This is a genomic window from Phenylobacterium sp., from assembly GCF_025934275.1.
Taxonomy (GTDB): domain Bacteria; phylum Pseudomonadota; class Alphaproteobacteria; order Caulobacterales; family Caulobacteraceae; genus Phenylobacterium.
Window position 1 is genome coordinate 1 of record NZ_JAICYI010000084.1, and the last position, 10891, is coordinate 10891.

General features: G+C 69.2%; 10 protein-coding genes and 1 pseudogene. 4 read left to right on the forward strand and 7 right to left on the reverse strand.

Features of this window, described 5'->3' with window-relative positions:
- A pseudogene (locus Q0W60_RS16490) lies at positions 1-452 on the reverse strand (ferritin-like domain-containing protein); the annotation flags it as partial.
- Positions 453-507: 55 nt separating this feature from the next.
- On the opposite strand from Q0W60_RS16490, the gene Q0W60_RS16495 reads away from it, so the two are divergent.
- Entirely contained in the window at positions 508-1299 is a 792-nt protein-coding gene (locus tag Q0W60_RS16495; RefSeq protein WP_297697178.1) for an enoyl-CoA hydratase, read from the forward strand.
- Between the two features lie 10 nt (positions 1300-1309).
- On the opposite strand, the gene Q0W60_RS16500 is transcribed toward Q0W60_RS16495, so the two are convergent.
- Positions 1310-2368, reverse strand: a complete 1059-nt coding sequence (locus Q0W60_RS16500) for an AI-2E family transporter (protein ID WP_297697179.1) — start codon at positions 2366-2368, stop codon at positions 1310-1312.
- A gap of 22 nt (positions 2369-2390) precedes the next feature.
- On the reverse strand, positions 2391-3326 hold the full coding sequence (locus tag Q0W60_RS16505) for a LysR family transcriptional regulator (RefSeq protein WP_297697180.1): 936 nt from the start codon (positions 3324-3326) through the stop codon (positions 2391-2393).
- A gap of 104 nt (positions 3327-3430) precedes the next feature.
- On the opposite strand from Q0W60_RS16505, the gene Q0W60_RS16510 reads away from it, so the two are divergent.
- A complete protein-coding gene (locus Q0W60_RS16510) occupies positions 3431-4015 on the forward strand; it encodes an NAD(P)H-dependent oxidoreductase (RefSeq protein ID WP_297697181.1) in 585 nt (194 codons plus the stop codon).
- A gap of 28 nt (positions 4016-4043) precedes the next feature.
- Entirely contained in the window at positions 4044-4838 is a 795-nt protein-coding gene (locus Q0W60_RS16515; RefSeq protein WP_297697182.1) for a class III extradiol ring-cleavage dioxygenase, read from the forward strand.
- Positions 4839-4936: 98 nt separating this feature from the next.
- On the opposite strand, the gene Q0W60_RS16520 is transcribed toward Q0W60_RS16515, so the two are convergent.
- Both Q0W60_RS16520 and Q0W60_RS16525 read right to left on the reverse strand, forming a co-directional pair.
- A complete protein-coding gene (locus tag Q0W60_RS16520) occupies positions 4937-7363 on the reverse strand; it encodes an ATP-binding protein (RefSeq protein ID WP_297697183.1) in 2427 nt (808 codons plus the stop codon).
- Positions 7364-7424: 61 nt separating this feature from the next.
- Positions 7425-8228, reverse strand: a complete 804-nt coding sequence (locus tag Q0W60_RS16525) for an RNA methyltransferase (protein WP_297697184.1) — start codon at positions 8226-8228, stop codon at positions 7425-7427.
- A 73-nt stretch (positions 8229-8301) separates the two neighbouring features.
- Between Q0W60_RS16525 and Q0W60_RS16530 the strand changes: the two genes are divergently transcribed.
- Positions 8302-9570 carry a cytochrome P450 gene (locus tag Q0W60_RS16530; protein ID WP_297697185.1) on the forward strand — a complete coding sequence of 423 codons (1269 nt, stop codon included), beginning with the start codon at positions 8302-8304 and terminating at the stop codon, positions 9568-9570.
- Here the strand turns inward: Q0W60_RS16530 and Q0W60_RS16535 are convergent.
- Together Q0W60_RS16535 and Q0W60_RS16540 are read right to left on the reverse strand one after the other, a co-directional pair.
- Positions 9567-9773, reverse strand: coding sequence for a hypothetical protein (locus tag Q0W60_RS16535; RefSeq protein ID WP_297697186.1), 207 nt, complete (start codon positions 9771-9773; stop codon positions 9567-9569). The genes Q0W60_RS16530 and Q0W60_RS16535 overlap by 4 nt on opposite strands.
- 172 nt (positions 9774-9945) lie before the next feature.
- A complete protein-coding gene (locus Q0W60_RS16540) occupies positions 9946-10614 on the reverse strand; it encodes a hypothetical protein (RefSeq protein ID WP_297697187.1) in 669 nt (222 codons plus the stop codon).
- Between the last annotated feature and the right edge of the window lie 277 nt (positions 10615-10891).

Sequence of the window (10891 nt, forward strand, 5' to 3'; positions counted from 1 at the left end):
CGGGCGAAGGCGGTGACGTGGCGGGCCTCCTCGCGGGTCTGGTTGGCCGCGTATTCCTGCGCGCCCTGGTCCTTCAGCACATGGCAGAGGCTGGCCGAGAGGTTCAGCGCGCCCTGCTCGCCGTGCAGGATCGAGGAGAAGTTCCACAGCGACATCTCGTTGATAAACTTGACTTTCTGGCCGGTTCGCTCCAGGTGCTCGCGGACGTAGGGCACCTGCAGGCTCATCACCTGGTCGTCCGGCAGCAGCGCCTCGTTCTCCATGTCCCAGGGCGCCGAGAAATCGATGTACTTGGGATCGAGGGGATCCCAGAAGTGGTCGTGGGTGGCCGAGATGATCTTGTCGAACGCGGTCGAGCGGGCGCCGTAGCGGTCCAGCTCCAGCATCGACTCGAAATCGTCGGGGGCGACCGCGTCGTAGAGGATATCCTTGGTGATGTTGCCGTCGGCCATGTTCAATCGTCCTTCCTGGGCTCCTCTAGGAGAGCACCAAAGCGCCAACTGAACAATGATCTCTTACGTCAGCACGCACATCGAAGACCGGCCGCGCGGCCGTGTCGCCCGGGTCACCATCGATCGGCCCGCAAAGCTCAACAGCCTGCCGCGCGAGGTGATGGACGCGCTCACCGGCGCGTTCCGCAGCCTGGCGGCCGAGCCGGACCTGCGGTGCGCGGTGCTCACCGGGGCGGGCGACAAGGCTTTCATAGGCGGCGCCGACATCGAGCAGATGGCCGCGCTCGCGTCTTCCGCCGAGGCGCGGTCCTTCATCGAGAAGGTGCACGGCTGCTGCCAGGCGATCCGCGACCTGCCCGTGCCGGTGATCGCGCGGATCAACGGCTATTGCCTGGGGGCCGGGCTGGAGATCGCCGCCGCCTGCGACCTGCGGCTGGCCTCGGACCGCGCGGTGCTCGGCATGCCGGAGGTCAAGCTCGGCCTCCCGTCAGTGGTGGAGGCCGCCCTCCTGCCTGGCCTGGTCGGCTGGGGCCGCGCGCGCTGGATGCTGATGACCGGCGAGACCTTCTCGGCCGAGGACGCCCTCCGATGGGGGCTGGTGGAGGCGGTCTATCCGGCCGAGGAGCTGGATCTGGCGGTGGACGCCCTGATCGCGGCTCTCCTGGAGCCCGAGCCGCGGGCGGTGCGGCTGCAGAAGGCGCTGATGCAACACTGGGAGGAGTTGCCGATCACAGGCGCCATCCAGGCCGGGATCGACGCCTTCGAAGAGACCTTCCGCGACGACGCGCCGCGGCGCGCCATGGCCGAGTTCATGGATCGCCGAAAGGCCGTGAAATCCGGTGATTAGGCCAGGATCTTCAGCGGCCGACTTCGGCGGCCTCCTCATGCAGATAGAGCCGCCTCACCAACACCAGCACGACCACCGCCAGGGGCGTCGCAAGGATCACGCCGAGCGGGCCGAACAGCAGCCCGAACGCCAGCACTGAGAACAGGGTCAGGGCCGGCGGCACCGAGACCACATGGCGCTGGATCAGCGGGATCAGCACATGGCCTTCGAACTGATGGGCTGCGACGTAGAAGGCCAGCGTCAAGAGCACCACGTGCGGCCCCTGCGTGCCGGCGAGCAGCAGGCCCGGCACGGCTGACAGGATCGCGCCGACGATCGGCACGAACTCCGCGAGTCCCGCCACCAAGCCCAGCGCCAGGGGCGCGGGCAGGCCCAGCAGGCTGGCGCCGACGGCGATCAGCACGCCCATCGCCAGCATCGCCAGACCGGTTCCCAGCAGCCACTTGCGCAGCGAGGCGGCGCTCTCCTCCATCGCGTCCTGGACGTGGCCGCGCGCGCCTTCCGGCACGAGGCGAAGCAGGCCGTTGCGATAGAGGGTCGGCTGGGCCGCGAAATAGATGCCGGCGATGATCACCAGCACGAGATCGGCTGCGACGCCCACGCTCACCCGGGTGATGCGTCCAAGCCGGCCGGCGACGACGCCCAGGCTGGAGGCCACGCTATGGTCGGCGCGCGCCTCCTGCAGCTTGTCGAGCACCCAGCGGCCGGCCGCGAACGCGTTGAGATAGGCTTGCGCGGCGCTCCAGGCCTTGGGCAGCATCTCCTCGAGCTGATCGAACTGGGCCGCCACCTGTGCGCCCACGAACCAGGCCACCAAGGCCACCAGCAGCAGCACGGCGAGCACGGCCACGCCCAGCGACCAGGCGGCGTCCAGCGGCGTGCGCCTGCGGATCGGATTGGCCAGCGAGCGGAGCAGGACGGCGATCAGCGCGGCGCCGAATCCCAGCAGGAAGACCTGCAGCCAGCGGAACACGATCAGCGCCAGCGCGACCACCACGACGGTGATCAGCAGCCGCTTGGCGTACCCGGCGAGGTCGTCCCCGTCCGATGGATTCTTGCGCGCAACCATCAGCGTCGAGCCTGACGGCGGCTCAGGCCGCTGGCAACCGGGAAGGTGGCTCGCTCCAGCCCCTGCGCCACGCGGGTTCACCGGAGAACCGGTCCACGAGGAAGTCGACGAAGGCGCGGACCTTGGGCGCCAGATGCTTGCCCGCGGGATAGACGACGTGGACGTTCGCGACCTCCGGCTCGTAGCCGCACAGCAGCGGCGTGAGCTTGCCGCTCCGCAAGCGCTCGGCGGCGATGAAGTCGGGCGTGCGGGCGACCCCCAGGCCGCGCTCGGCCGCCGCCAGGCAGGTTTCGCCGCCGGTGAAGCGCAGCCGGCCGTGGACCCGCACCTCGCGGCATTCCCCGCCGTCGCCGAAATTCCAGACGTAGGCGTCCTGGGCGTTCAGGTCGATGATCGCCTCGTGCTCGGCCAGATCGTCGGGGGATTGCGGAATCCCATGTCGCTGCAGGTAGGCCGGCGAGGCGCAGACCACCAGGCTGACGGGCGCGAGCTTGCGCGCGATCAGCGACGAATCCGTCAGCCGTCCGATCCGCACGCCGGCGTCGAAACCCTCGTCCACCAGGTTCACGAACCGGTCGGAATAGGCGACTTCCAGCGCCACCTCCGGGTAGGCCTGCGCGAAGTCGAGCAGCGCCGGATCGAGCTGCTTGGCGCCGAACACCACCGGCGCGGAGAGCCGCAGGAGGCCGCGCGGCCCATCCTGCTCGCGCACCGAGCTCTCCAGCGCCTCGAACTCCGTCAGCAGGTCGCGCGCCCGCTCCAGATAGGCCCGGCCGGTGTCGGTGAGCGAGACGTCGCGGGTCGTGCGGTTGAGCAGCCGCGCTCCCAGCCGGTCCTCCAGCCGGGCGACCAGCTTGGAGACCTGGGCGCCCGAAACACCCAGCCGGCGGGCGGCTTGGGTGAAGCTGCGGGCGTCGGCCACGGCGGCGAAGGCGGCGATTTCGTCGAGCCGGTCCATGCGATTTCTTCCGTTCCGGAAGCATATTTGTGCTCTGAGCGGCGATTATCAACGCTGCAGCGCGGCGCCATCTCCCCTCCACTGAAGTTCAACGGGAGACATCCATGAGCCAGACCCGCACCGTCGCCGTCGTCGTCGGCAGCCTCCGCAAGGACTCTGCCAGCCGCAAGGTGGCCAGGGCGATCGCCGCGTTCGCGCCGGCGACGCTGAAATTCCAGGTCGTGGAGATCGGCGATCTGGCGCACTACGACCAGGATCTGGAGACCGATGCGCCGCCCGCCGCCTGGACGCGCTTCCGTCGCGACGTGGCCGCCGCCGACGCCGTCCTCTTCGTCACGCCCGAGTACAACCGCTCGATCCCCGGCGTCGTGAAGAACGCCATCGACGTCGGCTCCCGCCCCTGGGGCCAGGCGGTGTGGACCGACAAGCCGACGGCGATCGTATCCACCTCGATTGGGGCGCTGGGCGGGTTCGGCGCCAACCACCACCTGCGCCAGGCGCTCTCGTTCTTCGCAGCGCCGATCCTCTGCCAGCCGGAAGCCTACATCGGGGGCGCGGGCGCCCTGTTCGACGGGCGCGGCGTGCTTCGCGATCCCGCCATGGCCGAGTTCCTGAAGAGCTTCGCCCAGGCGTTCGCGACCTTCATCGAGCGGCATGCGCCCGCTGCGGCGGTTCAGAAGGCCGCCTAGATCACGCCGGAGGAGAGCCGAAACCGCCATGACCATGCCGACCGTCTTTATTCCCCACGGAGCGGGCCCTTGCTTCTTCATGGACTGGACCCGCGGTCCCGCCGACGACTGGGCGCCCTTGGCCGAGTGGCTGAAGGGGCTCGTCGCCTCGTTGCCGGAGCGCCCGAAAGCCATCCTGGTGGTCTCCGGCCACTGGGAGGCGGCCGCCTTCACGGTCGGCTCCGCCGAGCGGCCGCGGCTGATCTTCGACTACTACGGTTTCCCGGAGCACACCTATCGTCTCACCTTCGATGCGCCGGGCTCGCCCTCGCTCGCCGGGCGCGTCCGCAAGCTTCTGGCGTCGGCTGGCTTGCCGGCGCGGGAGGATCCCGAGCGCGGCTACGACCACGGGGTCTTCGTGCCCTTGAAGCTGGTCACGCCCGAGGCCGACATCGCGGTCGTTCAGCTCTCTCTCGATCAGGACCTCGATCCCGCGACGCACCTGACGGCCGGCCGGGCGCTCGCGCCACTCCGCGACGAAGGCGTGCTGATCGTGGGAAGCGGCATGAGCTGGCACAACATGCGCGGCTTCACCCCGGCGTTCACCGAGAAATCGGCGGCGTTCGACGCCTGGCTGTCGGACGCCATGGTCGATCCGGCCCGACGCGAGGGCGCCATCCGCAACTGGGACAAGGCCCCCTACGCCCGCGAGGCGCATCCGCGCGAAGAGCATCTCGCGCCGCTGTTCGTGACCGCCGGCGCGGCCCAGGGCGAGCCGGGCCGCGTCGCCTTCCGCGACACGGTCATGGACGTGGTGGTCTCAGGCTACGAATTCGGCGGCTGATCCCCCCACAGCTGCCGAGGGGCCGCAGGGAAGCGGCCCGGTGGAGGACCTCTGGCGCCTGCGCGCACACACCCGCAGGCGTCGGGGGTCCGACCGCCTCAGGCGGCCGCGCTGTCGGCCCGAGGTCCAGGCGAGCGCTGCGCCGCCGCCAGCACGGCCTCGTAGAGCCGTCCGGCCTCGATCGGCTTGGCCACGAAGTCGTCCATGCCGGCGGTGCGGTATTCCATCACCTGATGCGACATCACGTTGGCGGTCAGCGCCACGATCGGCGTGCGTGGCCTCCCCTCGGCGTCCTCCCGGGCGCGGATGATGGCCGCCGCCGTCGGCCCATCCATCTCCGGCATCTGGACGTCCATGAGGATCAGGTCCCACGGTTGGCGCGCCCAGGCCTCCACCGCCTGGCGGCCGTCCGAGACCATGACCGGGTCAATCCCGATCTGCGACAGCAGCGTCTTCAGGACCAGCTGGTTCATGCCGTTGTCCTCGGCCGCCAGCACGCGCAGCGCCGATGGCTCGACGCGCACCTCTGGCGCCCGGCGCGCCGGCGCGGCGGACTTGCGCGGCGCGCGGCTCTTGGGAAGCGGCAGCTCCACGACAAAGGTCGCGCCCTTGCCCGGTTTCGAGGTGGCGCTGATGGCGCCGCCCATAATTTCGGTCAGCTCGCGGCAGATCGCGAGGCCCAGGCCGGTGCCGCCGAACCGCCGGGTCATCGAGGCGTCCGCCTGCTCGAATTTGCGGAACAGAGTGGCGAGCTTGTCCACCGCCACGCCTATGCCGGTGTCGGAGACGGTCAGCACCAGCAGTCCGCCTCGCCGGCTCACCTTGACCTTCACCCCGCCCCGGTCCGTGAACTTCAGGGCGTTGGAGACCAGATTGTAGAGGATCTGCCGCAGCCGCACAGGGTCGCCGACATAGATCCCTTGCGCCGCGCGGGTGACGTCGAGTTCGAAGGCGAGGCCCTTCGCCTGCGCCGTGGCCGCGAACGTCGAATGCGCATTGCGCGCCAGCTCCGAGATGTCGAACGGCGTGGTCTCCAGCTCGAGCTTGCCGGCCTCGATCTTCGACAGGTCCAGCACATCGTTCAGGATGGCGAGCAGCGCCTCGCCCGACTGGCGGATGACGTCGAGCCGCTCGCGCTGGCGGTCCGACAGCTCGGCGCCGGACATCGCCTGGGCCATTCCCAGCACGCCGTTCAACGGCGTGCGGATCTCGTGGCTCATCGTGGCCAGGAAGGCGCTCTTGGCGCGGGTGGCGGCCTCCGCCTCCTCCTTCGCCTGCATCAGCGCCTGTTCGCCCTTCTTTCGCTCGGTGACGTTCTGCAAGGCGCCGAGCAAGCCCACCGCCTCGCCCACCTCGTTGTGGATCGGCCGGACGGAGCCCTGGACCCACACCTCCCTGCCGTCGCCCCGGGCGACGCGGTATTCCGGACGGAAGGGCCTGCCTTCCCGGACCCCCCGCTCCCACAGCTCCATCATCGCCGGCCGGTCGCGTTCGTCCACCGTGGCCCAGATGTCTGCGGCGAGCTCCTCGTAGGTCTTGGGACGGTCGAAGAAGGTGTCCTCGGCGCCTACCTTGATCAGCTCGCGGCGGACGTAATCCATCTCCCAGACGTGGATGTCGGCGATCTCCAGGGCGAGCTTCAGCCGCGCCTCGGAACGCTCGCTGCGCTCCAGCGCCTCGACCATGTCGGTGACGTCATGGCCGCTGATCAGCACTCCGCCGACCTCGCCCGAACTCACGCGCCAAGGCGAGAGCTCGGCGCGGTACCAGCGCCAGGAGCCGTCGGGCATCTGCACGCGGCCGCGATCGGACTCGACGGTCTCGCCGGCCAGGCAGCGTGAGAAGGCCTCATCCCACTCCACCGCCTGCGGCATCACCTCGGGGAGCCGTCGCCCCACCGCCTGGCGGGCGCGAACGCCGCGCGAGTCGAGCCAGCGGCGGCTCGCGGCCAGGATGCGCAGCTCCTTGTCCAGCATGATCAGCGACAGCGGGGCGCTGGCGATGATGCCGCCCAGGATTCCGCGCGCCGTCTCGCTCTGCCGGCGCGACGCCTCCTCGTTCGCCTTGGCCTGGACGCGGCGCCATTCCTCAGCCAGCAGGTCCGCCAGGTCCTGCAGACGCCGGGCGAGCTCAGGGTCGTGGTCGCGCGGTTGCGGGCTCGCCAGTCCGAGCGAGCCGGGGATCGACCCGTCCGTAAGCCGGATCGGAGTGGCGGCGATCAAGCGGGCGTGGGGCGGTCCGGTGACGGTGGACGCGTTTGCGAATCGCGGATCGAGGCGCGCGTCAGCGATCCAGAGCGGTTCGCCGGATTCGACGACCATCTCGGCGATCAGCGGTCGTCCGCTGACCCGGCGGCCGTCGGGGTCGCGGCTCCGCCAGGGCTTGCCGTCGATGAGAAGCGTGATCTGCGCCACCGCGGGCGCGAACAGGGCCTCGGCGAGCCGGGTGACGCGCGCGAACACCTCTGCGGATTGCTCAAATCCTGCCGGGGCGTACGCGGGCGCGCTGATCTTCTTGACTGGCATGGTTGTCCGAACGCCCTTCCCCTAGGCGTCCGGAGCTTCTCATTGCGGGCTAAACAGGCTCTTAAGCGCGACTGCGGACCGCCGCGAGGTGATGCAGCACGATGCCGCTGGCCGTGGCGACGTTCAGGCTGTCGAAGTCGCCGGCCATGGGGATGCGCACCGTGCGCGCCCGGGCCAGGAGCTCGGCGGGCAAGCCTGACCCTTCCGCTCCGAGCAGCACTGCCTGGCGCGGAGCCGCGCCGAGCTGATCCAGCGTCGCGGTCCCGCCCGGCGAGAGCGCGATGACCTCGAAGCCGGCCGCCGCGAGCGTGTGGAGAACGTCGTGCTCCGGACGGAGCCGCGCAAATGGGAGGGTGAGCGCCGCCCCTACCGAGACGCGGATCGCCTTGCGATACAGCGGATCGCAGCAGCCAGTGTCCAGCAGCACCGCATCGGCCCCGAACGCGGCGGCGTTGCGGAACAGGCCGCCTATGTTGTCGTGGTTGGCGATGCCGCAAAGTCCCACCACAAGCGCCCGATCGGGAAGCCTGGCGAGCAGGTCGTGCGCTGCGGGTTCGGCGCGTTCGCCCGCCGCCAGGACGCCGCGGTGCATGGGGAAGCCGACGATCTCGTCCATCACCGATTGGGTCGCGGCATAGACCGGGACCGTCTCCGGCAGCGCTTCGATGAGCGCGCGCAGAGGCGCCAACCGCTTCTGCGCCACCAGCACCGAGCGGATCGGATGGCGACCTGCCGCGATCAGCTTCTCCAGCACCACGACCCCCTCGGCGATGAAGCGGCCGTTTCGCCCCACGAGGTCGCGCTCGCGCACTGCGCGGTAATCTTCGATCCTGGGATCGCCGGGATCCTCCACCAGGTGGATCATGCGCTTTGCTCGGGAAAAGTTGACGCTGGCGTCATTTTGGCGATACCCAGTCGCGGACCCGGAGGAGACCGCCATGCCTGACGGCGATGTCGCGCTGCTGAAGCAGGCGCGGGAAGAGGCCTATTCCATCCCGCTGGAGACGCTCAACCCGGCCCAACCGCGGCTCTTCCAGTCGGACACCATGTGGCCCTACTTCGAACGGCTCCGGAACGAGGCGCCGGTCCACTTCACCGCCGAGAGCGAGTTCGGCCCCTACTGGTCGATCAGCAAGTACAACGACATCATGGCCGTCGACACCAATCACCAGGTGTTCTCGTCGGACTACCTGCGGGGCGGCATCACCATCGGCGGCGGCAGCCAGAACGTCGACCCGCTGCCGATGTTCATCGCCATGGATCCGCCGAAGCACGACGTGCAGCGCAAGGCGGTCTCGCCCGCCGTCGCACCGAGCTCGCTGGCGGCCATGGCGCCGCAGATCCGCGAGCGCGCCGCCGGCATCCTCGACAACCTGCCGATCGGCGAGACCTTCGACTGGGTGGACAAGGTCTCCAAGGAGCTCACCGCGATGACGCTGGCGACGCTGTTCGACGCGCCGCAGGCGGACCGCCGCCGGATCACCTATTGGTCGGACGTGGTCACGGCGCAGCCGCAGCCCGGCGGGCTCATCGAGTCCTTCGAGCAGAAGATGCAGATCTTCCAGGAGTACCAGGCCTACTTCAACGTGCTCTGGAACGAGAAGGTCAAAGCGCCGCCGCACCACGACCTGATCTCGATGCTGGCGCACCATCCCGAGACGCGGACCATGGAGCCGCGCGAGTACTTCGGGAACATCGTGCTGCTCACAGTCGGCGGCAACGACACCACGCGCAACACCATCTCAGGCTCGGTGCTGGCGCTGAACCAGAATCCCGATCAGTACGCGAAACTCAGGAACAACCCCGACCTGATCCCCTCGATGGTCTCCGAGACCATCCGCTGGCAGACGCCGCTCGCCCACATGCGGCGCACTGCGGTGCAGGACTTCGAGTTCGGCGGCAAGACGATCCGAGCCGGCCAGAAAGTCGTGATGTGGTACGTCTCCGGCAATCGCGACGACGAGGTGATCGAGGACCCGAACGCCTACGTCATCGACCGCGAGCGGCCGCGGACCCACATCTCGTTCGGCTTCGGCATCCACCGCTGCGTCGGCAATCGGCTGGCCGAGCTGCAGCTCACCATCATCTGGGAAGAGATCCTGAAGCGCTTCCCGGAGATCATCGTGGTGGGCGAACCTAAGCGTGTCTATTCGACCTTCGTGAAGGGCTACGAGACGCTGCCGGTGGTGATCCCGCGTCGGAGCTAGTCGTTCCCGCAGCACTCGCGTGAGCGCGCCAACGCCGGCCGCGGCCAAAGCCGGACCATCGCGCCCAAGACCATGGAGCCCGAAATGGCCAGGGCGGCGCCGAGCCACTGGAGCCGCCCGTCGGCGGCCAGTACGGCCGCGAGACCGGTCGACAGCACCATCAGGAACACCGAGCCAAGCTTTTCGAACCTCTCACCGACCACGATCTGTCTCGCTCATCAGGGCGCCTGCCGAAGGGACGCCTCGCGTGGCGAGAGGTCCATCGTCGAGCTTCGACGCAGGTTGGAACGGGCGGCGGAAGGAGCGCCAGGGCCGCCGCGGTCCCGGGATGTAGGAGCGCCTCCGCCCGACACAAGCGCGGCCGCTCGACGCAGTTCAGACGGCGATGGGATCGTTCGGAAACGCGAGCTGCTCGCGGGCGCGCCACTCGTCGGTGACGTAGTTGATGATCACGCTGCGGCGCGGCCTGGCGATCTTGCGCGCTTCGAAGCCGTGCCAGGTGTTGTCGGACGGCACAAAGACGAAGGCGGTGTTCCAGCCGAACGGAACCCGCTCCACCCAGGTCTCCCGATCGGCATAGACGTCGGTGCCCAGGTCTTCCTGTCCATCGCGGCCGAGCTGGTAGAGCATGGTGTAGGTCTTCACGCCCAGGTCGGTGTGCGGCTCGAGCCAGAACCCGGAAATGTCGATGGCGTACTCGATGCGCAGGTAGGTCCCGGCCAGCCGGGCTCCTGTGTGATCCATGATCGCGCGCACGATGCGCGGCGACTGGAAGGCTTCAACCACCTCGCGGGCGACGGCGTTCCGGGCCAGCACGTCGCCGGCGAAATAGGAGCGCTGGTCGTTATGCAGCTCGCGCCGGCCGGAGACGCCGTGGACGTCGACGGCGTGGAACGGCAGCTCGGCGAGCGCCTCGGCGACCCTGTCAGGGAAGAGCTCGGCGACGCGCCAGTTGCGGTACGGCGTCTCGCGCCGTTCGGCGGCGGCGAAGCTCGCGAGCATCGCATCCTCGATGCGGTTGGCGACCGCCGCGGTTCCGGCCATGGTGCGATGCTCCAAACGAAATGACGGCGAATCGCAACGCCGTGCCGCCGCCCGATCGGCCGCCCATATAGGCCGAAGCGGCCCTGCCCGCCATCGCCCAGCCGTCGTGCGGCGTTTCGCGCGATCGCAGGAATGCAGGCTAGAGCGTTCGGCGCTCAAGCTGAGGCATAGCCATCGTGGCGGAAGTAGTTGGCGCATTCTTGTGGTGTGAAGGCGTCGAGCACTTGTCCGATGCGATCCCAGAGCCCGCCCACGGAGCGCTCGGCGGCCTTGCGCA